General features: G+C 48.5%; 24 protein-coding genes and 3 pseudogenes. 22 read left to right on the top strand and 5 right to left on the bottom strand.

Going from position 1 to position 23947, the window contains the following annotated elements; genetic code table 11:
* Positions 1-2 precede the first annotated feature (2 nt).
* The 12 genes and pseudogenes from RQN30_RS03725 to sucD all read left to right on the top strand — a co-directional run bounded on the left by RQN30_RS03725 (position 3) and on the right by sucD (position 11073).
* A complete protein-coding gene (locus tag RQN30_RS03725; RefSeq protein WP_353061302.1) occupies positions 3-200 on the top strand; it encodes a beta/alpha barrel domain-containing protein in 198 nt (65 codons plus the stop codon).
* A pseudogene (gene trpC / locus RQN30_RS03720) lies at positions 170-786 on the top strand (indole-3-glycerol phosphate synthase TrpC). Before RQN30_RS03725 ends, trpC begins: the two are co-directional and overlap by 31 nt.
* The gene (locus RQN30_RS03715; protein WP_353061301.1) at positions 783-1466 is read left to right on the top strand and encodes a phosphoribosylanthranilate isomerase; all 684 of its coding nucleotides are present in this window, start codon (positions 783-785) and stop codon (positions 1464-1466) included. The pseudogene trpC and the gene RQN30_RS03715 overlap by 4 nt, the downstream one beginning before the upstream one ends.
* 191 nt (positions 1467-1657) lie before the next feature.
* Complete coding sequence (gene trpB / locus RQN30_RS03710; RefSeq protein ID WP_353061300.1) at positions 1658-2848, top strand: tryptophan synthase subunit beta; 1191 nt, start codon at positions 1658-1660, stop codon at positions 2846-2848.
* Between the two features lie 75 nt (positions 2849-2923).
* Positions 2924-3757, top strand: a complete 834-nt coding sequence (trpA, locus tag RQN30_RS03705) for a tryptophan synthase subunit alpha (RefSeq protein WP_353061299.1) — start codon at positions 2924-2926, stop codon at positions 3755-3757.
* Positions 3758-3851: 94 nt separating this feature from the next.
* Positions 3852-4250: a hypothetical protein gene (locus tag RQN30_RS03700; protein ID WP_353061298.1), complete on the top strand. Its 399-nt coding sequence runs from the start codon at positions 3852-3854 to the stop codon at positions 4248-4250.
* Positions 4247-6655, top strand: coding sequence for an ATP-dependent helicase (locus RQN30_RS03695; protein WP_353061297.1), 2409 nt, complete (start codon positions 4247-4249; stop codon positions 6653-6655). The genes RQN30_RS03700 and RQN30_RS03695 overlap by 4 nt, the downstream gene beginning before the upstream one ends.
* A gap of 51 nt (positions 6656-6706) precedes the next feature.
* On the top strand, positions 6707-6940 hold the full coding sequence (locus RQN30_RS03690; RefSeq protein ID WP_353061296.1) for an acyltransferase family protein: 234 nt from the start codon (positions 6707-6709) through the stop codon (positions 6938-6940).
* Positions 6898-7305: a hypothetical protein gene (locus RQN30_RS03685; RefSeq protein WP_353061295.1), complete on the top strand. Its 408-nt coding sequence runs from the start codon at positions 6898-6900 to the stop codon at positions 7303-7305. The genes RQN30_RS03690 and RQN30_RS03685 overlap by 43 nt, the downstream gene beginning before the upstream one ends.
* Complete coding sequence (locus RQN30_RS03680; protein WP_353061294.1) at positions 7289-8668, top strand: acyltransferase family protein; 1380 nt, start codon at positions 7289-7291, stop codon at positions 8666-8668. Before RQN30_RS03685 ends, RQN30_RS03680 begins: the two co-directional genes overlap by 17 nt.
* 287 nt (positions 8669-8955) lie before the next feature.
* Complete coding sequence (gene sucC, locus RQN30_RS03675) at positions 8956-10128, top strand: ADP-forming succinate--CoA ligase subunit beta (protein WP_353061293.1); 1173 nt, start codon at positions 8956-8958, stop codon at positions 10126-10128.
* Positions 10129-10195: 67 nt separating this feature from the next.
* Positions 10196-11073, top strand: a pseudogene (gene sucD, locus RQN30_RS03670) (succinate--CoA ligase subunit alpha).
* A gap of 397 nt (positions 11074-11470) precedes the next feature.
* Here the strand turns inward: sucD and RQN30_RS03665 are convergent.
* Together RQN30_RS03665 and RQN30_RS03660 are read right to left on the bottom strand one after the other, a co-directional pair.
* Positions 11471-11956 (bottom strand): FCD domain-containing protein, encoded by a 486-nt coding sequence (locus tag RQN30_RS03665; RefSeq protein WP_353061292.1) that lies wholly within the window; start codon positions 11954-11956, stop codon positions 11471-11473.
* Between the two features lie 102 nt (positions 11957-12058).
* Positions 12059-12268 carry a GntR family transcriptional regulator gene (locus tag RQN30_RS03660; RefSeq protein ID WP_353061291.1) on the bottom strand — a complete coding sequence of 70 codons (210 nt, stop codon included), beginning with the start codon at positions 12266-12268 and terminating at the stop codon, positions 12059-12061.
* A 259-nt stretch (positions 12269-12527) separates the two neighbouring features.
* Between RQN30_RS03660 and RQN30_RS03655 the strand changes: the two genes are divergently transcribed.
* From RQN30_RS03655 to RQN30_RS03620, 8 genes are all read left to right on the top strand, one after another.
* Positions 12528-13241, top strand: coding sequence for an Nramp family divalent metal transporter (locus RQN30_RS03655; protein WP_353061290.1), 714 nt, complete (start codon positions 12528-12530; stop codon positions 13239-13241).
* Positions 13238-13945 carry a hypothetical protein gene (locus RQN30_RS03650; protein WP_353061289.1) on the top strand — a complete coding sequence of 236 codons (708 nt, stop codon included), beginning with the start codon at positions 13238-13240 and terminating at the stop codon, positions 13943-13945. Before RQN30_RS03655 ends, RQN30_RS03650 begins: the two co-directional genes overlap by 4 nt.
* A gap of 43 nt (positions 13946-13988) precedes the next feature.
* Positions 13989-15014: an L-idonate 5-dehydrogenase gene (locus tag RQN30_RS03645; protein ID WP_353061288.1), complete on the top strand. Its 1026-nt coding sequence runs from the start codon at positions 13989-13991 to the stop codon at positions 15012-15014.
* A gap of 299 nt (positions 15015-15313) precedes the next feature.
* The gene (locus RQN30_RS03640) at positions 15314-15559 is read left to right on the top strand and encodes a cell division protein PerM (protein WP_353061287.1); all 246 of its coding nucleotides are present in this window, start codon (positions 15314-15316) and stop codon (positions 15557-15559) included.
* Positions 15478-16290, top strand: coding sequence for a cell division protein PerM (locus tag RQN30_RS03635; protein WP_353061757.1), 813 nt, complete (start codon positions 15478-15480; stop codon positions 16288-16290). The genes RQN30_RS03640 and RQN30_RS03635 overlap by 82 nt, the downstream gene beginning before the upstream one ends.
* A complete protein-coding gene (locus RQN30_RS03630) occupies positions 16269-16679 on the top strand; it encodes a hypothetical protein (protein ID WP_353061286.1) in 411 nt (136 codons plus the stop codon). The genes RQN30_RS03635 and RQN30_RS03630 overlap by 22 nt, the downstream gene beginning before the upstream one ends.
* Positions 16680-16937, top strand: coding sequence for a hypothetical protein (locus tag RQN30_RS03625; RefSeq protein ID WP_353061285.1), 258 nt, complete (start codon positions 16680-16682; stop codon positions 16935-16937).
* A gap of 167 nt (positions 16938-17104) precedes the next feature.
* Positions 17105-18283, top strand: a complete 1179-nt coding sequence (locus RQN30_RS03620) for a hemolysin family protein (RefSeq protein ID WP_353061284.1) — start codon at positions 17105-17107, stop codon at positions 18281-18283.
* Between the two features lie 148 nt (positions 18284-18431).
* Here RQN30_RS03620 and RQN30_RS03615 read toward each other — a convergent pair whose 3' ends face one another.
* Genes RQN30_RS03615 through RQN30_RS03605 form a run of 3 tightly spaced genes read right to left on the bottom strand, consistent with a single transcriptional unit; the run spans position 18432 to position 20754 of the window.
* A complete protein-coding gene (locus RQN30_RS03615; protein WP_353061283.1) occupies positions 18432-18569 on the bottom strand; it encodes a hypothetical protein in 138 nt (45 codons plus the stop codon).
* Positions 18566-19492, bottom strand: coding sequence for a 6-phosphofructokinase (locus RQN30_RS03610; RefSeq protein WP_353061282.1), 927 nt, complete (start codon positions 19490-19492; stop codon positions 18566-18568). Before RQN30_RS03610 ends, RQN30_RS03615 begins: the two co-directional genes overlap by 4 nt.
* Entirely contained in the window at positions 19489-20754 is a 1266-nt protein-coding gene (locus tag RQN30_RS03605) for a 6-phosphofructokinase (RefSeq protein ID WP_353061281.1), read from the bottom strand. Before RQN30_RS03605 ends, RQN30_RS03610 begins: the two co-directional genes overlap by 4 nt.
* Positions 20755-21090: 336 nt before the next feature.
* On the opposite strand from RQN30_RS03605, the gene galE reads away from it, so the two are divergent.
* A complete protein-coding gene (gene galE / locus RQN30_RS03600; RefSeq protein ID WP_353061280.1) occupies positions 21091-22104 on the top strand; it encodes a UDP-glucose 4-epimerase GalE in 1014 nt (337 codons plus the stop codon).
* 127 nt (positions 22105-22231) lie between these two features.
* Positions 22232-23892 (top strand): annotated as a pseudogene (pgi, locus tag RQN30_RS03595) (glucose-6-phosphate isomerase).
* Positions 23893-23947: the final 55 nt, after the last annotated feature.

Genomic DNA, 23947 nt, shown 5'->3' with positions numbered 1-23947 from the left:
CAGTGAGCACAATACTTACTGAAATCGCCGATTTTGCACGTGAACGAGTGGCGCAGGCGAAGAATAAAATGCCGCAGAGTGTCTTAGAGCGGCTGAGCAGTGAGCTTGGTACAGCAAATTTCGGATTCGAAAAGGCGCTTGCCGGCCCGGATTTGGCTTTTATCTGTGAGTGCAAAAGGCATCTCCTTCGAAAGGGGTGATTTCTCCGGACTTTCCATACCGCAAAATTGCCCGCGAATATGAAACTGCCGGCGCTGATGCGATTTCAGTTTTGACTGAGCCGAAATGGTTTCACGGCAGGAACGAATATTTACGTGAAATTGCTGGTGAAATAGCTGTTCCGTGTTTGCGGAAAGATTTCACTGTTGATGAGTATATGATTTACGAGGCACGGATTCTCGGTGCGAGTGCGGTGCTGTTAATCTGCTCGATTCTTGACTCAGTGCAGCTGTATGACTATCACCAGCTTGCTGATGAACTCGGACTTTCCGCACTTGTCGAGGTGCACGACGCGAATGAGGCTGAACAGGCGCTCAATGTTGGAGCACGGATTGTGGGGGTGAACAACCGAAATCTGAAAGATTTCACCGTCGATATTGGAAATTCTGTGAATCTGCGGAAAAATGTGCCGGAAGGCGTGCTTTTGTGGCAGAAAGCGGAATTTCAAGTGCGGCTGATGTGCAGGAAGCCCGCGCAATCGGAGCTGACGCTGTGCTGGTTGGCGAAGCGCTGATGCGTGCTGCGGACAAAGGTGCAAAGCTTGCAGAATTTCGAGATGTGCGATGAACAAAAACGCGAAAGCTAATGAAAAAACTGAATCCGTGCTAATAAAATTTTGCGGGATACGCAGTGAATCTGATGTGTATGCAGTGAATCAAGTATTTGCTGAGCGCCGCGGGAATGAACCGAAATATGTTGGTTTCATCTGCGTGCCTGGGCGGCGGCGTTTTGTGGAAGCAGATAAAATTTTGCGGCTGCGGGAGCTTCTTGATTCGCGGGTGCGTACAGTCGGAGTTTTTCAGGACGCACCAATTAGCGCAGCAGCGGCGGTAGTGGAAAGCGGAGCGGTTGATACAGTACAGCTTCACGGGAATGAGTCTGCTAAATATATCCGGCAGCTGCGCGAAACACTTGATTGCTGCGGCGGTGCGGAGATTGTGCAAGCATTTGGAATCCGCACGGAAGCAGATGTGAAAGCAGCAAACGAATCATCAGCTGATATTGTGCTTTGTGATGCATTTGGCGGCGGCACTGGTAAAACTTTCGATTGGCGGTTACTCGCGAAAATTTCTCGGCCCTATATTTTAGCCGGCGGTTTAAATTCACAAAATGTGCGGTCAGCTGTTCAGAAACTGCATCCTTTTGGGGTGGACGTTTCCTCGGGAATCGAAGATGCTGCCGGAGCGAAGAACCTCCAGCTAATGCGGGAGTTTGTGCATGAAGCATTGAACTGTGTGCGGGGTTGAGAATTGACTGAAATATTATTCTTCAAAAGTTCAAAAGTTAAACTCGAAAGCGCCGGTCTGCACGATACTTGCGGCATGATATCCGTCGGAAAAAGACACTGCACAAACATCTGAAAAGAGAATCCGAATCTGCGTTAAAACGAAACCGACACAACTAAACAAAATTACCGATGATTTGAAAGGAGAGTGAGATGACAAATCCAAATGGGCGTTTTGGGATACACGGTGGGCAATATATTCCGGAAACGCTGATGAACGCCGTCATTGAACTCGAAACCGCCTACAACTTTTACAAACAAGACGCCGACTTTCAGGCAGAACTGACACAGCTTTTCAATGAGTATGCGGGGCGTCCTTCGCGGCTTTATTTCGCACAGAAGATGACCGAAAATTTGGGCGGTGCAAAGATTTATCTCAAACGAGAGGATCTAAACCACACTGGCGCGCACAAGATTAACAATGTGCTCGGGCAAACACTGCTTGCAAAGAAAATGGGAAAGACACGGATTATTGCAGAGACGGGTGCAGGGCAGCATGGCGTGGCTGCAGCGACGGCGGCAGCATTACTCGGTCTGGAATGCGTGGTCTACATGGGAAAAGAAGATACGGTTCGGCAGGCGTTAAATGTTTATAAAATGCGGCTCCTTGGAGCGGAAGTAGTGCCAGTGACTTCCGGTACTGCAACCTTGAAAGATGCGGTATCTGAAGCAATGCGTGAATGGACTTCCCGAATTACGGATACGCATTACTGCCTTGGATCGGTGATGGGCCCGCATCCGTTCCCGACAATTGTGCGCGATTTTCAGGCGGTTATTTCGGCAGAAACACGTGCACAGATTCTGGAAGCTGCGGGAAAACTGCCGGATGCGGTGCTTGCATGTGTCGGCGGGGGATCAAATGCGATTGGCTCTTTCTATCATTTCATTAACGATAATAGTGTGCGTCTGATTGGGGTTGAGGCAGCGGGCCGCGGAGTGCGCACCCATGAAACGGCAGCTACAATTTCCACTGGTTCGCTTGGTATTTTTCACGGAATGAAATCTTATTTTTGTCAGGACGAATTTGGGCAGATTGCGCCGGTATACTCGATTTCTGCAGGGCTTGACTATCCGGGAATCGGACCGGAACATGCGTATCTGCACGATATCGGCCGTGCTGAATATGCTGCAATTACTGACGATGAAGCCGTCGGCGCCTTTGAATACCTTTCACAGATGGAAGGTATTATTCCGGCGATAGAATCAGCGCATGCGCTGGCATATGCGATGAAAATTGCGCCGGAGATGCCGAATGATTCGGTGCTTGCAGTAACGCTTTCCGGACGCGGAGATAAAGATTGCGCTGCAATTGCGCGTTACCGTGGGGAGGATATTCATGAGTGAGAAAAACGAAAAGAACCAGCAGCGGCAAAAGTTCAATGGCGCTGCGCAAATCAGTGCCGCATTTGCGGAAAAAAGGTGTTTATCCCATTCTTCACCTGCGGAGACCCGAATATTGAAACTACTGCGCAATGCATTCATGCAGCAGTAAAAGCGGGAGCTGGAATTGTTGAGATTGGGATTCCGTTCTCTGATCCGACGGCTGAAGGGCCGGTAATTCAAGCGGCTTCCCTGCGCGCCTTAAATAACGGAATGACTACGAATCTCGCTTTTGAAACAGTTCGCAAGGTACGCGATACGTACGGAGTAGCGGTACCGATTTGTTTCATGACCTATGCAAATGTGGTGTTTTCTTACGGTGCTGCGAATTTTGCGGCATGCTGCGCAGAAGTTGGGGTGCAGGGTGTGATTTTGCCGGATCTGCCGTTTGAAGAGCGCGAAGAATTTCTTGAAGTATTCGACGCTTACGGGATAGCGCTGATTTCGCTTATCGCTCCGACCTCTGCAGGGCGGATTGCAATGATTGCGCGTGAAGCACGCGGGTTCATCTACTTGGTTTCAAGTCTTGGGGTAACTGGTATTCGGACACAGATTACGACGGATCTTGACGAAATAGTGCGAGTGGTGCGGGAAAATACTGATGTGCCGTGTGCGATTGGTTTTGGAATTTCTACACCGGAACAGGCGCATACAATGAGCCGAAAAGCCGACGGAGTTATTGTCGGTTCGGCAATTGTGAAGCTGATTCAAGAGCATTGTGCAGAAGCGCCAAAATATGTGGGGGAATATGCTGCGCGAATGACGGAAGCGATTTTTAGTGCGAAAGTTATCGTGAAACCGGCCGCTGCTTTTGGTGCATTAATTTTTCGCAATAGTAATTTGGCGGTTTTCGCAATAAATAAATTGGTGTGACAATTACTTCGATTTAATTTTTCCTTGATATTTCGCACTTTTCTGAAAAGGCAAGGAAAAATCCGGAGGAGGGTGAAGTAAAATTTAGGGTGTTATGAACGATAAAAATTCCACAAATGATCCGTTTCTTGAGACGATGGCCCGCCTGCGTGCACGGGTAGCTGCTGCGCAGGAAAGCTCGCAATCCAATATTAATATTGGCGCCGGTGCGAAAACCTCTGCCCGCATACCCCAATCCGGCCGTGAAACACAGCCGGATTTCAGCGGTTCACCAGGCAGGATTCCGGGGAGCGGTACATCAGCTGCTAATAGCGGTCAGCTGAATAATCTTGCTGCGCGTTTGCGCGCTCGCAGCGGATTTGATTCAGATTCGGATGAAAGTACGGAAAAGCTGTCAGCTGTGTCTTGCAATGAATCTGCGGTAAAAAATCTGATTATCTTGAGAATCCGGGAAAGGATTCAGATTCCGCAGCTCAGCTGCTTGCCGGTTTGAATCCGCGCCAGCATGAAGCTGTAGTGCATACGGGCGGGCATTTGCTTGTGGTTGCAGGCGCCGGATCGGGAAAAACTCGAGTGCTTACGACCAGAATTTCCTATTTGATTGCTTCAGGTAAAGCTGCAGCAAGTGAAATTTTGGCAATCACGTTTACGAATAAAGCGGCGAAGGAAATGCGTGAACGTCTTGGCACGATGCTCGGGCCAGTTGCAAATCGGATGTGGATTTCAACTTTCCATTCTGCTTGTGTCCGGATTTTACGGGCGGAGCATGAAGCAATCGGATATCGCTCAACTTTCACGATTTACGATCCAGCCGATTCGCAGCGCTTGCTGAAGATTGTTTGCGCCGAAGAAGGTATCGAATCAAAGCAGCACCCGCCGAAAGTACTTGCGCATCGAATTTCGGACTTAAAAAACGAAATGATTACTCCGTCGCAAGCATCGGAACAGGCTGCAGATCGTGATGCGCAAATCGTGGCAAAAGCATATGCCGGATATCAGCAGCGTTTAACTGCAGCAAATGCGATGGATTTTGATGATTTAATTTTTCAGACGGTGCGTTTGTTCAAAACTAACAGGCAAGTTCGCGAAAATTACCGGCGGCGCTTTCGGCATATTTTGGTAGACGAATATCAAGATACAAATCCGGCGCAATATGAGTTAATCCGAATTCTTGCCGGAGAAGACCGCGATGAACTGCAGGGGCAGCTGACTGTAGTGGGCGACGCCGACCAGTCGATTTATGCCTTCCGCGGCGCTACAATCCGTAATATTGAAAGTTTTGAAAGCGATTTTCCGAGTGCGCATACAGTGCTGCTGGAACAAAATTATCGTTCCACCCAAAATATTCTTTCGGCAGCAAATGCACTAATCTCAAACAACGCAGGGCGCCGCGCGAAGAATCTCTGGACGGATTCGGGTAAAGGGGAAAAACTTGTTGGCTATGTGGCTGATTCGGAACGTGATGAAGCCGCGTTTGTGGTAGAAGAAATCGACAAGCTGCGTGATGAAGGTTTCAAATACGGTGATTTTGCGATTTTTTACCGTGCAAATGCCCAATCGCGTGCGCTTGAAGATTTGCTGATGCGCGCTGGGATTCCGTATAAAGTTGTCGGCGGAACGAAGTTCTACGACCGGAAGGAAATTAAGGATGCGATTGCGTATCTGCAGGCGGCAGCAAATCCGGATGATACCGTATCGCTGCGAAGAATTTTTAACGAGCCGAAGCGCGGGCTGGGGGCAAAAGCTGAAGGAGCAATCGCGCTCTATGCACAGCGCTATGGAATTTCTTTCGGATCCGCAATCGAAGCTGCAATTGGCGCAGATAGTGAAGCAATTGGAATTTCACCGCGCGCAATTAACTCAATTCAAGATTTTTCCGCGTTATTGAAGAATGCGCGCGAGAAAGCTGCGGCGGGAGAAGAACCTGCCGAGATTCTTGATTATTTAATGGATGAATCCGGGTATCTTCACGCATTGCAAACTTCAAATGATCCGCAAGATGATGTGCGCGTAGAAAATATTGCCGAATTGCGTTCTGTTGCTGCCGATTTTCGCAGTGAGAATCCGGAGGGAACACTTGATGATTTTCTAGATCAGATTTCACTTGTTTCTGATACAGATCAGATTCCGGACGGAGAAGATCGTGAAGGCGAAGTTGTTTTGATGACGGTACACACAGCGAAAGGACTCGAATTTCCGGTAGTGTTCGTTACTGGAATGGAAGATGGTACTTTCCCGCATATTCGTGCGATAAATTCAATTCAAGAATTAGCGGAAGAACGCCGTTTAGCGTATGTTGCGCTCACTCGTGCCCGCAAACGGCTCTATGTTACCCGTGCAGCTTGCCGTTCGCAGTGGGGTTCTCCGCAGGAGCTTTCTGCTTCGCGTTTTCTTGAAGAAATTCCGGAAGATGTGATTGATTGGCGCAGGATGCAGCCAAGCGGCGGCGGATATGGCAGCGGTTGGGGAGACAGCTTCGGTGCGAGCTTCGGCCGCAGCTCTGCTGGCAGCCGGTACGGGGTGCGAAACAAGTGGGACGATGAACATGACTTTGCACCAGCATATGGGCGCGGAACTGGCGGTGGAAACCAGCCATTTAAAGCAGGCAAACTTGGAGTGGATACGGATGATACTTTAAACGGTTCTGCTGCGGGCAGTGCGAAAAAATTTGCCGCATCCGGAACTGCGGATTTCGAATCTGCAGATGCTGATTCTCAGAACAACAAGGCATCGGCCGAATTTAAGATTGGCGACACAGTTCGGCATAAGTCTTTCGGAGTAGGAAAAGTAATCGGTTTCGAAGGGCACGGCAAATCTGCAGTAGCGAAAGTTCGTTTCAATTCCGGAACTACGAAGCGTTTAATGCTGCGCTTCGCACCTTTGGAAAAGATTTCCTGAGAGAATTGAAAATGTTCGGGATAATTGTCATCAGAGAAAGAAACTGAGCAGATGCAAGACACACAGCGTCAAACACCAGCGAATCTTGCTGCTGATTGCGGCGGATACATTCCAGGTCTGGATGGTTTGCGTGCGCTTGCAGTTCTCAGCGTAATTGGATATCACATTTTTCCCAATAAAATTCGCGGCGGTTTTCTTGGTGTTGATATTTTTTCGTTCTCTCCGGATTTCTCATCTCGACTTTGCTGCTTCGTGAGCTGCGAAAAAACGGAAAAGTTAGTCTGACAAACTTTTGGCTGCGCCGCGCACGCAGACTGCTTCCAGCTCTGATTACTGTGATTATGCTGGTAGTGCCTGCTGCGTTTCTTTTTGAACGCGATTTGCTTGTGGGAATCCGACGGCAAGTTCTCGGTGCGCTCACTTTCTCCACAAACTGGCTCGAAATTTCCCACGGAAGCTCTTATTTTGACTCAGCCGTACCGCTGCTTTTCAAAAACTTTTGGTCGCTGGCAATCGAAGAACAATTCTATTTGTTCTGGCCGCTCATATTTATTCTGATGTTAGCGCTGCTGCCAGAGCCTGCGGGCCCGGCTGATTGCAGTAGGGCTGCTTGCATTTTCTTCTGCAGGATTAATGGCGTTATTTTATGATTCCGCAAATACTACCAGGGTTTATTACGGGACTGATACGCATCTTTTCGGTCTGGCAATTGGTGTTTTAATCGCATTTTCCTGGGCTGATCGTTCAAGTAAAATCTTCGGACACGAATTTTGGGTGCGGTATGGAAAATACTTTGGATTCGGAGCACTTGCGGCAGTTGTCGGTGCAATCGTTTTTCTGCCGGATTCGGCTGCTTTTACATACCGCATTGGACTATTTCTCATTTCGGGTCTGACAGCCGTCGTTATTTCGGCAATGCTGCAGCCGAATTCTGTACTGGCACGGATTGGGGAGTTATCGGTACTAAAGTGGTTTGGTACCCGTTCGTATGGACTCTACCTCTGGCATTGGCCGGTTCTTGTTATCTTGGCAGCTGCTTTCCCGGCAGCCGTGAATTCTTCCGGATATTGGATCCGCTCGGCTATTGCAATTCTCAGTACTTTGCTGATTTGTGAAATTTCTTTTCGCTATCTTGAGACTCCGATTCGCAAGTTAGGATTTCGAGATTATCTTCGCGCAATATTTTGGAGCGTGCGCCATACACTTTGGGCAAAAATAGCTCTTAGCGGATGTGCGCTGTTTTTAATTCTTACAGTGACTGGTTTAATTTTTGCTCCGGTAAAATCGCAGACGCAGTTAGCAATTGAGACGGCGGAGCGCCTGAATACCGGTCAGGAAGAAGCTGCTTCGGATGCGGGAGGTGCAGCGAAAACAAAGGATAACAGAGCCGAGAAAAATATTTCGGAAGATGAAGCGCGGAAACTGATTGCGCAGAACTCGCAGCAGATTTCCAATCCCGCATTGCTTTCCGCAGCATTAGATACGAGTAATCCGCGCAATGAGGAAATAACGGTTATTGGCGATTCAATGTTTTCAGCTGCAAAGACTGGTTTAGATTGGGCGATGCCGGGAGTGAAGTTTTTAGCGAAGTCGAATCGGCAATGGAAAGACGCGCCGCAGACTGTGCTGAAAGGCTATCGTGACGGAATGGTTGGGAGGGCAGTAATTCTCGGTTTTGGAACCAATGCTGGTGTGGATAATCCGGAACAAGTCGCGCAGGTGATTGAACAGCTTGGTGCAAATCGGTTAATTTTACTTGTAAACCTGTATTCACCCTCGAGCTTTGTAGAATCTTCAAATCAGATTCTTGAATCTGTGGCAGAGAAATATGCAAATGTGGCGATTATTGACTGGAATTCACTAGTACGAGCTAATCCTGATTTGCTGCAGGTGGATCAGACGCACCCATCGATTGCTGGAGCAAATGCGATGGGAAAGCTGATTCGTTCCCGTGTTACTGAATTTGCAGCACAGTTAAACAAGATGAAGCAGGGTGCTGCGCAGAGTGGATAAATTTATCGGCGCGGAGTGTTTTTGGATGCAGTGTGGAAGTAACGTGTGAAATGTGAGTTTTCATCTGAAGTTTGCGGATAAAAGCGGGAAATCAAAATCACAGAAAGGAAAAATTCTGAATAAATACTTTGATTTCAAGATAAGATTATTTTATGGGCGGAAAGTCCCGCAGAGAAATGTGAAACAAAGTAAGCTAAGAAGTAATTGCTTGCGGCTGCAGGTGTACGAATACGAAGATGTATCTCCGAATGCTGTGAGCTGATTAATACACACGAAAGGACACCCGAGTGGATCTCTACGAATATCAAGCCCGCGATCTTTTCGCTGCCTATGAAGTGCCGGTGCTTCCGGGTATTGTGGCAGAAACTCCGGAAGAAGCCTATGAAGCGGCAAAAAAGCTTTGCAAAATCGGCAGTGTGCTAGTGGTAAAAGCCCAAGTGAAAACTGGCGGACGCGGAAAAGCCGGCGGTGTAAAGATTGCTGTCACTCCCGAAGAAGCGAAAGAAAAAGCTGCACAGATTCTCGGTATGGATATTAAAGGCCATACCGTGCACCGCGTGCTGATTGCCGCAGGCGCAGATATTGCTGAAGAGTACTATTTCTCGGTACTCCTAGATCGTTCCAACCGGCGCTATTTGGCAATGTGTTCCAAAGAGGGCGGGATGGAAATCGAACAGTTGGCAAAAGAACGTCCGGAAGCACTGGCAAAAGTGCCGGTAAATCCAACTGTTGGTATCGATACGGTAAAAGCACGGGAAATTGTAACGCAGGCAGGTTTCGCCCCGGAGTTGGGGGCGAAGATTGTGCCGGTTTTGGAAAAATTGTGGAACGTCTATACCGGTGAAGACGCAACACTTGTTGAAGTGAATCCGCTTGTATGCACCCCGGCAGGTGAGATTATTGCACTCGACGGGAAAGTCACGTTAGATGATAACTCCCGTTTCCGGCATGAAGAACATAATGCTCTCATCGATCACCGCACCGAGAACCTGTTGGAAGCGAAAGCAAAGCAGCTCGGATTAAACTATGTGAAGCTTGATAATGGGCAGGTTGGAATTATTGGGAATGGTGCCGGCCTTGTGATGTCTACACTTGATGTAGTGGCATATGCCGGTGAAAAGTATGGAGTAGGTCCGGCAAACTTCCTGGATATCGGCGGCGGCGCAGACGCAGATGTGATGGCGAACGGCTTGGATGTGATTTTACATGATCCGGATGTCCGTTCAGTTTTCGTAAATGTCTTCGGAGGAATCACTGCCTGCGATCAGGTTGCCTCCGGAATTGTGAAAGCACTTGAAATTCTTGGTCCGAAAGCAAATAAGCCAATCGTGGTGCGCTTGGATGGAAACAATGTGGAAGCAGGCCGGCAGATTTTAGCGCAAGCGAATCATCCGCTTGTAATCACCGTCGATACGATGGACGGCGCTGCTGCAAAGGCAGCTGAGCTGGCAGCAAAATGAGAATTTAGTGAGACGAGAAAACAATGGCTATTTTTTGACGGAAAACGATAAAGTAATCGTGCAGGGAATGACCGGTTCCGAAGGGCAAAAGCATACGCGGAGAATGCTGGGAGCCGGTACGAGAATTGTGGCTGGCACTAATCCGCGCAAAGCCGGTACGTCTGTCGATTTTGCGGTAGAGCCAATCGGCTATGGCAAGGAAGAACGCGAAGCGGCTATCGTCTCAGTTCCGGTGTATGGAACTGTGAAAGAGGCAAAAGCGGCTACTGGTGCGCAAGTCTCAGTAATTTTCGTCCCGCCGGCGTTCGCAAAGAGTGCCGTCGTTGAAGCTGTAGATGCGCAAATGCGGCTTGTGGTGGTTATCACTGAAGGGATTCCGGTAAAGGATGCAGCTGAATTTTTCACCTATGCCAACGAACACGGGGTGCGGCTGATTGGTCCGAACTGCCCCGGTATTATTACGCCGGGTCAGGCAAACGTGGGAATTACCCCTCCCGATATTACCGGTCCGGGAAAGATCGGCCTTGTGTCAAAGTCCGGTACGCTGACTTATCAGATGATGTCAGAGCTTTCCGATATTGGTTTCACTACTTGTATCGGTATCGGCGGCGACCCGGTTATTGGTACGACGCATATTGATGCGCTGCAGGCTTTCGAAGAAGATCCGGAGACGGAGCTGATTGTGATGATTGGCGAGATTGGCGGTGACGCGGAAGAACGTGCAGCAGCATACGTGCAAGAGCACCTCACCAAACCGGTTGTTGGATACGTGGCGGGATTTACTGCTCCGGAGGGAAGACGATGGGGCATGCGGGTGCAATTGTTTCCGGATCTGTTGGAACGGCAGCTGCGAAGAAACTTGCGCTCGAAGCTGCCGGAGTGCGTGTGGGGAAGACGCCAACCGAGACGGCAAATATTGCCCGTGAAATTCTTCTTGGAAGATAAGCCGCCGCAATCTTACTGGAGAATTTTTTCCGGTTCGATGAAGGCAGAAATCAAATTTTAATAACCATATTTTAATAAGCATAGGCTGATGCACTCATTGCGTTGGTCTATGCTTATTTTCATGCGCGAGGGTGCGCGGCTGACGGTATTGCCAGCATTTTAGATAACTGGCGGCGAAACAGCGGTTTGTACTGCGACGGTATTATCCGCCGTCATTGCAAGCCTGTGACCAGTGAAAACGCAAGAGATAATCGTGAGTAGAAATTTTATACTAGTTCTTGCCGTCATTATTTTTCTTTATGTATGCGTATCATCCGCGGTTCGGGAAGTAAAGAACCCGTTTCAGTCCAAAAACTCGCAGCTTAATTCACGCAGCTCTGCGATAAACCCATCGTTCTTAGCTATGGAGATGGGAATCTCGGACGGCTGCAAGCTTTTCTAATGATTTTTTGTTTCCGATGCCGAAACGTCCTGAGCGTTTATTCATTTGCGGTGTCTGTAATGTGCCGGCGGAAGAAACTTCGTCCGTGTTGTTAATAAAAAATTCCGGAAAAAGCTGCCGGGCATGGTCGGTGTCGGCAAAAACTGCACGCAGGTGTGTTGAAAGAAGCTGTACAGCATTATCGATATTTCCAGCGCATAATTCCGCAGCTATAGCAGCGTGCTGATGGTAAAAGTCGATTGGCGGTGTTGCCTTTTGGAAACCGAGGTATCTGGCGCGGTCAAGGTGCGGTTTTGCGTCTGTTACCGATTGCCAGATTCTGAAATGACCTGCGAGATTTAAGAGAAGTTCATGAAATTGTTCATCTAGGGAGAAGAACTCTTTGGAGTTTTTGCCGTGGCTGCTGTTTTTGCGCTGCGAGATTGCGCTCGATTTTTTCAAGTATCTCCTTGTTTGCAGCTTTCGGAACTGATTTTAGGGATGAGAGTTCAATTGCTTCCCGTAGAAACTGAGTTTCATGGACGAGTTCTAAATCGATTTTTGTTACAAAAGTGCCGCAGCGGGGAATACTTCAATGAGGTTATCGTTATTCAGTAAAACTAATGCTTCCCGTACTGGTGTGCGGGATGTGTTTAGCTGCTGAGCTAATTCTGTTTCAGAAATTGCAGCTCCTGGCAGGTATTCGAGAGTGATGATTCGGGAACGGATTTCTGTGAATACTTGTGTGCGGGTAGGGGTCTTAATTTTGGTCACGGTTTGTTGTGCTCCGATGGTTTCTGAACTATCGCAAATAATTTTCTGCACCGTTTAAGCGTTTATAAACACTTATTTGCGGCGCAGTTTCAATTATGGTGTAAAGCTTCTTGAAATGACACTTCTGGTTGAAAAATAAATACATGTTGACGGAAGATTGAAAAGAATCTAGTATACAAGTGTTGTATACTAGATTCGATGATGGTGTCGAAACTGCTTAATACAGCGAAAATTGGGCAAAATTTGCAAAGGAGCGGATATGAACACTTCACAACAGGGAAAAGAAACTGTTGAAACAACTATTACGGATAATCCTTACGTTCTTAATCCGAAAAATATCCAAAATCCGCCATCCACTTTCAGGGAATCGTTGAAATTTCTTGGACCCGGAATGGTTACTTCAGCAGCAGTAGTAGGGTCGGGAGAGTTAATCACTGCTACCACGCTCGGGGCGAAAGCGGGATGGATTCTATTCTGGTTGGTTTTTGTTTCGACTTTCGTGAAAGTATTCGTGCAAATTGAGTTAGCACGATTTTCGATTTCGACTGGCAAAGCCGCAATCTCCGGGTTTGATGAAACTGCCCCAAAGATTAAGCAGCATGGCTGGATGGTGTGGCTTGTGCTGCTGATGTTTGTCCAATTTGTGATTGGACAAGCCGGAGTACTATCGGCAGCAGCTTTCGCTTTCTCAGCACTAATGCCAATTGGCGGCGACCCATTCTCACTTATTTCAATCGGAATTTGGGTTGCAATCCTTGCCGCAATCGCGATTGCAGTGCACTGGTTTAACAAATATTCATGGCTTGAAAACATCTCAACAGTTCTTGTGCTGATAGTAACATTTTTCACGGTCCTCGCAGTATTCTTACTAATCGGCACCGACTATGCGTGGAATCTAGATGATTTACTCAACGGCATGAGATTCCAAATTGGTGCCGGCGCAGCGGTATCGCTCTTGCAATGTTCGGGATGACCGGCGTTGGTGCAGGTGAAGTTACTACCTACACTTATTGGGTTGTTGAAAAAGGTTATGCGGCGTGGACTGGTCCGAACGACGGATCTGCGGCATGGGTAAAACGTGCCCGCGGGTGGATTAAAGTAATGAAGATTGATGCCTGGGTTTCCTGGTTCATTTACACTATTTCGACGGCTGCTTTCTATGTGCTTGGTGCAGCTGTGCTGCACCCGCAAAAACTTGAACCTGCCGGAAATGAAGTCATGACTTCCATTTCTGCTATTTTCAGCACAATCTTCGGAGAAGTTGGCGGAGTGTTATTCATGCTTGGCGCAGGTATCGCACTGTTTAAAACAATTCTCGCAAACGTCCCCGGCTTTGCACGCCTAGTTACAAACACGCTTTCAGTGCTGGGGGCGTTCGAATGGAAAGATGCGCTCAAGCGTGATTCCTATATGCGGGCGACAATGGTTATTTTGCCGATTTCCTGGGCGGTTCTCGGTACCATTGCAAAATCTCCGTTAGCACTTGTCGTTCTTGCCGGGATTCTAAATGCCGTGTTCTTGATGGGCGTAGCGATTTGTACCTTACAGCTGCAAAAGAAACAGACTGATTTGCGAGTGAAAGATGGCAGCGTATTCCAAGTGCTTCTCGTGATTTCCGCAATTGCAATTTTTGCTGTGGGGGCCTACTCGCTCTGGAGCCAAATTAGCGGCCTCTGATAACAAAATATTAATTCGACGATAGTCAGAAAGTGTGAAAACTATGAAAGCAGTTGTTGTTCACGCAGCAAACGATTTACGGGTAGCAGAAGTTGCGACCCCGGCTCCCGGTGCGGAGGAAGTTTTGGTAAAGATGGAATGGGGCGGTATTTGCGGTTCGGACATTGCTTATGTCCGATCTGGAATATCGGGTACGGCAGTATTGCGTGAACCGCTCATTCTTGGACACGAGGTTGCCGGGGTGGTAACGGAAGTCGGCAGTGCTGTAAAAGGCGTGGAAATCGGAGCGAAAGCAGCATTGTTTCCAGCCACATGCGTGGGGAAATATCAGCTGCCGGAAGCGCTTGCAGGAAGAAATAACCTTTGGCCGGAAGTCCGCTATTTTGGTTCAGCAGCATTTTTACCGCATGAACAAGGCGGATTTTCAACTTACCGAGTTGTCCGCCCGGATCAGCTGCGTTTTCTCCCAGATAATGTTTCAACAAAAGTTGGTGCAGTGGCGGAACCATTTGCTGTGGCGCTGCACGCTATGAAACGTGCTGGAAATATTACAGGCAAACGGGTGCTGGTAAATGGTGCCGGCCCAATTGGTGCGCTTTCGGCAGCTGCAGCGAAAGCATTTGGAGCAAAGACGGTGTTCGTTTCTGATTTAAGCCGAACCGCGCTGCAAATTGCGAAAAAAATGGGAGCGGATGAGACGATAAATATCCTGCAGAATGAATCATTGCCTGAAGACGTTGAGATTTCGATTGAAGCTTCCGGTGCGCCAAAAGCCCTTGGAACAGTAATTTCTGCTACTCGCCGCGGCGGAACAATCGTACAGGTCGGCAATCTTCCGGCTGGGGAAGTGAGTGCTGCACTTGGCAATATTGTTACCCGTGAAATCGAATATCGCGGTTCGTATCGTTTTGCAGATGAAATGGATTTAGCAATTGAGCTTCTCAATCGGGAAGTGGACATCACCCCGCTCCAGACCCACGTATTCGACTTAAACCAGGCAAAAGAAGCTTTTAGTATTGCTGCTGACCGCACAACTGGCTCGTCGAAAGTGATGCTGAAACTTTCCTGAAGCTGCCGGGAGGTATCGGGAAATACGGGCCTTCACAATATCCGGCGGTAATGTGAAGGCCCGCTGAACTTCGGTATGCTGCTTATTTCTGCTCTCCTCTGCGTTGCGATTTAAGCAGCAAATCACACTCTGTGGGCAACACGCCGGACGAAAGTTCCCATTCGCTGCCGTCGATACGAAAATATATAAGGGATGGAAAAGCAAATAGATTTAACTCGGCAAATGCGATTGTTTAATATCGTCAATATTGCGCTTTCGGTATCCCTGCTAGGCGCAGTTTTGGTCGCTGTTTTTTCTATGTGCTCACGGCTGCTTCGCCGCTGCTGGGAGAAATCACGTGGAGCGAATCGGCACGATTCGGTGCGATGTGGTGGCTTACCGGATTCGGCGGGCAGATCACAATCGGCAGCGGAACTCTTTCAATAGTGCCGCTGCTCTTTACACTTATTGTTGCTGCCGGGATATATTTTCCATTAAAAAAGCCCAAATCTCCACTTGGAAAGAGATTTTATTTACCGCTTTTTCGGGAGTGCCGCTGGTCGTAATCGTTGGACTCTTAGTTCAATTTGCAGGTTCGTGGTGGACGGCAATTATCGGTGTAGTGCTGATGAATCTGTTAATTGCAGTTATCGTTGCCCGCAAACCGCTAATTTCTAATCTTCCGGAACGGTATTTAAAAATCGGGAAACCCGCTGGAATATTAATCAAGCGGATGCTAATCATCTATACCGGTGTTTCTGCGCTTACACTTCTTGGATTTAGTATTTTTCAAGTTCCAAATGTGCTTGCGATTCAGGCTTTGTTTAATCAAGGGATTCTCGGGACTATCGGAATAGTATTTTTGCAGCTGCTTTATTTGCCGGTGCTGCTCATCTGGGCTGGTGCATGGATAACTGGTGCCGGAGTTACTCTCGGCAGCGGTTCGGCAGCAAGCATTCTCGGTTCGCAAATCGGACTTTTACCTGCGATTCCAATGCTGGGGCTGATTCCTGGCCCAAATTTCGGTGCGCCGTGGATGCTGGTTTTTCCGTTAGCTATTTTCATGCTTTCAGGTATTGTGCTGATACGTATCCAAAAAGTTCTGTTTCCAGATTTAAAAACACTCGCAGCTGCCGGTGCAATTGCGGCTCTTATTTCAGTGTTGATAATTGAAATCTTCGGAGCATTGGCCGGCGGATCGATTGGTCCAGGGCGGATGGCAGAATTCGGTCCGGCCCCAACACATCTTGCATTCCATGCGCTGCTGCTTTTTCCTTGCCGTTATTCCTTGGAATGATTCTTGCGCATCCGGATACGCTGATGAAGGCGCGTGAAATAGTGCGGAATACAAAGCCTGCGCTGCAAGACTGGAAACAGACAATACAGAAAAAACAAGAACAGCGAAAAAGTGCAGAAGAAAACATTGAAAACGGTGCTGCGGGTAACTCGGATGTATTGGATATGAGTTCGCAGCTGCAGACTGCTAACGGCACACAAAAACAGACAGATGAAGTGACTGCCGGGAATAATTCACAGCCGGAACTCCCGATTAGTACCGACGGTGATAAAAATACAGCTATTGATACAGATATTGCGGGCGGCAGCGGCGATGACGCATCGGAATTTTCCCGCAGTGAACAGAAATCGAATCTCAACATCCAGAACGATATAGAGGAGCGGAGATAAGTGAAAGGCTTGCCAAATATCGCATATTATTTTGTGCTCGTGCCCTTTATCGTGTTTACCGTGGCAGTCGGGATAATTTGGACACCTCGCGAATCGGCATATCTGCTCGCCGGTTTCCTTGCACTGCAACTTTCATTCCGGCTTAGCCCTTGGGAAAACTTTGTTCCGCATTTGCGGACAAAAACTGTTGATGTTTTAGTGCTTGCCGGAATGATATGCGCGCTACTTTATTTAGCTCAATGGGGAAATGCAAACTAATTTCGGATATATTTACAATTAGTCACTAGAGATTTTGTGCCGTCTCTATTGGCAAGTATTTCAGGCATATTGAGGATTTAATCATCAGTGAGCACGCTACTCATTAACTTACTTTTTGTTGTTCTCTTTACGCTGATTGGTGCTTTTTCGCTGCTTCGGAATTAGCATTGGTTTCTTTGCGTGATACACAGATTGAATCAATGGCTGAACGCTCCAAGGCCGGGAAAAAGATTCAGACTCTCACGCAAGATTCGAATCGGTTTCTCTCTGCTGTACAGGTGGGTGTGACGCTTGCCGGATTTTTCTCTGCTTCTTTTGGTGCGGCACAGATTGCGCCGCTGATTGCGCCGATGCTAACGAATGTGTTCGGTGCAAGTGCAGATACTGCAGCTTTTATTCTCACTACCGTATTCATTTCATACCTGTCAATCGTTTTCGGTGAACTTGTGCCGAAACGGATTGCGATGCAAAGTGCTGAAACTTTCTCCATCATTGTTGCATATCCGCTGAGCTGGATTACGCTGCTGCTTCGTCCAGTGATTTGGTTTCTCGGATTTTCCACTAATATCGTGCTGCGGCTGCTTGGACGTGATCCGAACCTGAAAGGGGAGGAGATGGATGCCGAGGAGCTGCGTTCGTATGTGGCCGGTTATGAAGCCATTCCGGAGACTGAACGCGGGATGGTTGTGGAGCTGCTTTCAGTCGGTAACCGTTCCGTGGAAGAAGTAATGACGCCGCGCACGGAAGTGGAATTTATTGATGCATCAGATTTAATCACTGAGGTTCAAGAGCGTGTTTCGAAGATGGAACATTCGCGTTATCCAGTGCGGGCAAATTCAAATGATGATGACATCATCGGTTTTATTCACATCCGTGATTTAATTAATCCCGACGGGAAACTCCGCCTTGTACGCGAGCTGGTACGGCCAGTACTTTTCTTCCCGGAAGGGAAGCCAGTGCTTGCAGCACTTACTGAAATGCGTGCACAGAATGCGCATTTAGCGATTATTGTTGACGAATATGGCGGTACTGACGGGCTGATTACAATCGAAGACGTGGTGGAAGAGTTTGTGGGAGAAATCCGCGATGAATATGATCGTGAACTGCCAGTAAAGATTGAGATTGCTACCGGCGGGGAAGTTTCCGGCTTACTTGGTCGGGCAGAAGTGCAAAAGTATCTTGATATCGAACTCCCGGACGGGCCGTTTGACACGCTTGCCGGTTTTATCGTGAATGAACTTGGGAAAATGCCGGAAGTTGGTGACCGTATTGAGAAGAACGGTGTCCGATTCACTGTAAAAAGCTCGATTCCCGGCGGATTGACCGGGTGTTTGTGGAAGTTGTGAAACCGGTAGGGAAACCGTAGAGGTTTAAAATTTCCTGCTTCCCGCCGCCGGTTACGTAACGAGGATGAAGTTCTGATCCTCGTTACGCGGTGCTGCGGTGCTTCTTCCGGAACCGGATATTCCTGCCCGATAAAATCTGCGGATGGCGTTATGCTTCTATCTGCTGCACTAAGGTTGGGAGTCTGCCGACATCTTTCCGCGAATGTTTATCTGCTACTATCTGGAGTACTTCTTCCAAACCTTTCCACCATGGGTCATAGGGCAGCCGTTCATACATATCAATCATATCCGGCATATGCGATATCGGATATGTATGCATTTTCCGTTAAGCTGCCCAACATAAAAAGCGTGCTTTCGTTCAGCGGTCTTTACCGAATCTAATGCTGCGGCAAGAGAACTGATTGCTTTATGCACCATCCGCACAGCAAGAGTGCGGTCGAACGGGCTTGGATTTCCGCCCTGCTGCATATGCCCGATAATCGATGCACGGACATCGAATAAGCCGCCGCCTTCTTCTTCAAAAATTCTCCGCAGCAAATCAGTAGTGTAATATTCGGACGCATTCTCATTGCGGACGACAAGGTACAGCTCACGTCCGCGTTTAAATGAGTTAATCATCCGCCGCGTATCTTCAGCAAGCTGGGAAAGAGTGATTCCATTTTCGTAAAGGTAAACTTGTTCTGCACCCGTGCTGATTGCACTCATCAGTGCAAGATAACCATTCTTTCGTCCCATCGTCTCCACTACGAAACAACGCTGTGAAGCAGAGGCAGACTGCCGGATTCGATCAATTACATGCGCATTATTATTTATTGCCGTATCCACTCCAATCGACATTTCCGCACCTGGCAGATTGTTATCGATTGAGGCTGGAACACAGGCAATTGGAATATTGAAAGCGGGATAACGGTCGCGTTCACGAACCATTTCATAGGCTGCCTTGTATCCTTTAAAACCGCCGATTATCAGGAGCGCATCAAGGCGGGCATCTTCAATTGCACGCGAGAGTTTGTAGTACTGGTCAACAGTAGGAATTGTTCGACGGGTGCCAAGTTCAGCTGATCCGTCTTCAGCCCAACCTTCAACATCGCCCCAACGCAGTTCGCGCAAATCGCCGGCGAGCAGACCGGGGAAGCCGCCTTCAATTCCGACCATTTCAAAACCGCGGTCCAAACCGAGTTTTACTGCTGCACGGGCGGCCGGATTCATTCCCGGAGCAAGACCGCCAGCATGAATAATCCCAACTCGCGGATGATTCTCCGCTGCAAGATTCCGAAGCGGTTCGGGGAAGAAATCGTTTCAAAAAGATCAATCATTTCCGCGTAACCGCTGCCGCGTGCTGCCACAGCTGAATCCCAGTCGCCGGATTTCAGATATTTCTTTACTTCACGGGTCGCGGCGATAGTCTCCATCATTGGCAGACGTGTGAGACGATTTGAGCGGGTGCCGATAATCATTGGCTGCACAAATTCATCAGCGTGGATTAATTCCCAAGCGGCTGTATAGCCGAGGAGCGTCGGCATCCAACGGTCATATGCTGAGGGAGTGCCGCCGCGCTGCACGTGACCAAGTGCTGTTACACGCACATCTTCGTTCAGTTCTGATTCAAGAATCTCTTTCACCATCTGGGTAGTGATTGGATTTCCTTGGCGGTCAATTGCCCCTTCGGCCACAATCACCAGTGAATCACGCCGCCCGTTTTTTCTGCCGGTACGCAGTTTTTCGCACATCTCCCGACCCCAGTTTTCGGTTGGCGGCATTTCCGGAATAAACACATAGTCGCATCCGCCGGCAATTGCGCTCATCAATGCGAGGTAACCGCAATTACGGCCCATCACTTCGATAATGAATGTGCGCTGATGTGAAGCCGCTGTTGAGGCGATCGCGTCAATTGCCTCAATAATTCGGTGAAGTGCAGAATCTGTGCCGACGGTCATGTCGGTACCGACAAGATCATTGTCGATTGAACCAACTACACCGGCAAGGTAAAGCTTTTGGTGAACTTCACCCAGCTCGGCGCTGATTTCACCTTCCGCAACAAGCTCCGCCAGCAATTCCGGCCAGAGGGCGCGCAATTCGTCAGCGCCAGTGAGTGTGCCGTCGCCGCCAATAATTACAAGGCGATCGATACCTTTTTCAACAAGATTCTTCACGGCGCGTTTAATTCCGGAGCGTTCGCGAAACTCATCGCAGCGGGCAGTTCCGATTGCAGTGCCGCCGCGATTTAAAATTCCGGATACGTCGCCCCATTCGAGTTTTTGAATTAACTCTCCGCCTTCGACGGCGCCTTTCCATCCTTCGCAGATAGCGTAAGGAACTGCTCCTTCGTGCAGTGCAGTACGCACTGCTGCCCGCAGCGCTGCGTTCATTCCCTGGGCATCGCCGCCGGATGTGAGCACGCCGATTTTCACGGTATTATTCGGGGTTTGATTTTCAATTTCGGTGGAAAATTGTTCAGTTTGTGCGCTCACTTGAACTCCTCTTGTTACAGGTTTGGAATGGGGGACGCAAAATGTCAGCATTCACTGTCCAGTCTACTTGATTTTGCGGCATCCGGCCTAGGAATAAAGAACGGGTTTTAATGCAATTAATTCAATATTCACTTTTCGTACTAAAGACTTAAATTAGTCGGATGAAAGTGGGTAGACTTATGGTGTGTAAACCGGAACAGGATGAGAGCTGCTGCAGCAGCGCTGAAGCTTGTGAGGTTGTACTGCGGCGCGGATTATTACCGCATAAGAAGCATTGAGCCAAGTTAAAACAAAAGATTTCCGAAATAAGACAATAAATAAAGAGAAGAGAAACTGATGAAGGTTTTGGTTGCTGGCGGGGCAGGTTTTATCGGCTCCCATACCGTATTGCTTTTGCTCGAAGCCGGGCATGATGTGCTTGTAATTGACGATCTTTCAAATTCGTCTGAAGAAGCACTGCGTCGTGTTGCTGAACTTACCGGGCGTACTCCCGGATTTTTAAAGGCAAATGTGCGTGACCGAGATGCGCTGGATTCAGCATTCGCGGATTTCCAGCCCGATGCGGTGATTCATTTTGCAGGGAAGAAAGCCGTCGGCGAATCTGTTGCAATTCCAATCGAATATTACCGTGAAAATATCGGTTCGACGGTCACTTTGCTGGAAGCAATGAAAGCGCATGGCTGCCGCAATATTGTCTTTTCTTCTTCAGCTACTGTTTACGGCGACGGGCAGCCGCCGTTCGCAGAAACTGATCCTGCAGGCAGCGCCACTAATCCTTACGGTTGGACGAAAGCAATGAATGAGCAGATTCTGCGCGATGCTGCGATTGCGGATGAGAAACTTGCCGTTGCTGCTTTGCGTTATTTCAACCCGATTGGCGCGCATGAATCTGGCCGGATTGGGGAAGATCCAGCCGATATTCCAAACAATCTTTTGCCGTACGTTGCACAAGTAGCCACTGGAAAACTCGATCATGTATCAGTTTTTGGCGACGATTACGATACTCCCGACGGAACCGGCACCCGCGATTATATTCACGTGATGGATTTGGCTCAGGGGCATCTTGCGGCATTAGCAAAAATTGATGGAAATCCGGGATTCCACACTTGGAATCTCGGCACTGGCAGGCCGTATTCGGTACTGGAGGTAATTGCGGCTTTCTCGAAGGCAGCTGGAAAGCAAGTACCTTATGAAATTGTCGGCCGCCGTCCGGGCGATGTTGCAAGTTCCTATGCTGATCCAAGCAAAGCACGTGCAGATCTAGGCTGGGAAGCAAAGCGCGATATGGATCAAATGTGTGCGGATTCATATCGTTGGCAGTCAAATAATCCAAACGGCTACCGTAGTTGATAATTAAACCTGCTATGTCCGCTTGTGTCCGCAATATTATTTGCGGACACAAGCGGACAAGCGTGAAAAAGAAACATTAATTCGGAAATGCTTTCGGAAGCATTTCGCAATTCAGGAGAAGAAATAAATGGTTCATCCAGTAGATGCCACTACCACGCAGGCTTGGAGACGAATCAGCGAAATTCGTGACCGTCTTGATGTAAATTTTCGGCAGTGGTTTGCTGCCGATCCGCATCGTACTGAAAAGCTGAGCTACACTGCTGGGGATTTATATGTAGATCTTTCAAAGTCGTACCTTACCGAAGATTTGAAGAATGCCCTGATTGATCTTGCCCGCGAAGTGAATTTTGCAGAGCGGAAAGACGCAATGTTTAACGGCGAGAAAATCAATGTAACCGAAGACCGTGCAGTACTGCATACAGCACTGCGCCTCCCAGCTGGCGGCGAGCTGCTGCTTGCCGGGAAGAATGTCGCAGCAGACGTGCACGAAGTTCTGGAACGGATTTATGCTTTCGCCGATCGGGTGCGTTCAGGGGAATGGACTGGTGTAACAGGTAAACCGATTACCACTGTCGTGAATATCGGTATCGGCGGATCTGATCTTGGTCCGGTGATGGCATACGAAGCATTAAAGCCTTTTGTAAAGCCGGGGATTGAATGCCGCTTTATTTCAAATATCGATCCGACGGATTTAGGGAAACTCTGAAAGACGTAGATCCGGAAACAGTGCTGTTCATTGTGGCTTCAAAGACGTTTACCACACTTGAAACGCTAACTAATGCGCGGCAAGCACGCACCTGGCTGCTGAATAAGCTTGAAGCAGCGCATATTTCTGCGACCGGAGCGGTTGCAAAGCACTTCGTGGCAGTATCGACGAATCTTGAAAAAGTGGCAGAATTCGGGATTGATCCCGAAAACGCTTTCGGATTTTGGAATTGGGTTGGCGGCAGATATTCGGTAGATTCTGCGGTTGGTACCGTGCTGGCAATTGCAATTGGTCCGCAGGCATTTAAGAACTTCCTTGGCGGTTTCCATGCGATGGATGTACATTTCCGTACTTCTCCGGCAGAACGGAATATTCCATTGCTGATGGGGCTGCTGAATGTGTTCTATGTAAACTTCCTCGGGGCAGCAACACATGCAGTGCTCCCTTATTCGCAATTCTTACATCGCTTCCCGGCTTACTTACAGCAGCTGACGATGGAATCGAATGGGAAGCGTGTGCGTTGGGACGGATCGCCAGTAACATCGGCTACAGGGGAAGTATTCTGGGGAGAGCCGGGTACGAATGGGCAGCATGCTTTCTATCAGTTGATTCATCAAGGTACACAGCTTATCCCAGCTGATTTTATTGCTTTTGCTACTCCTGCCTATCCGTTAAAAGACGGCGAAAATGATCAGCATGAGCTGTTCCTCGGTAATTTCTTCGCACAAACGAAAGCGCTTGCTTTTGGGAAAACGGAAGAAGAAGTTCGGGCGGAAGGAACTCGTGAAGAGATTGTCAGCGCGCGGGTCTTCCCTGGAAATAAGCCGACTGTTTCAATCATGGCTCCTGCGCTTACACCGTCGGTGCTGGGGCAATTGATTGCACTTTATGAACATATTACCTTTGTGCAGGGTGTTGTCTGGGGAATTGATTCTTTTGACCAGTGGGGAGTAGAGCTGGGGAAGCAAATGGCACTGCAGCTTACTGATGCCGTCGCCGGAGATCAGGAAGCAATCGCAGCGCAGGATCAGTCTACTCGCGCGCTGATTGAGTATTATCGTAATTTCCGTCGCGATATTTAATAATACGTATCGCAGTTCGGATTATTTAGTGTTGATATTTCTGCGGAAACTGCAT

It is taken from the genome of Arcanobacterium hippocoleae, from assembly GCF_040360365.1.
Taxonomy (GTDB): domain Bacteria; phylum Actinomycetota; class Actinomycetes; order Actinomycetales; family Actinomycetaceae; genus Arcanobacterium_A; species Arcanobacterium_A hippocoleae_A.
This window is presented reverse-complemented; position numbering and strand designations above follow the sequence as displayed.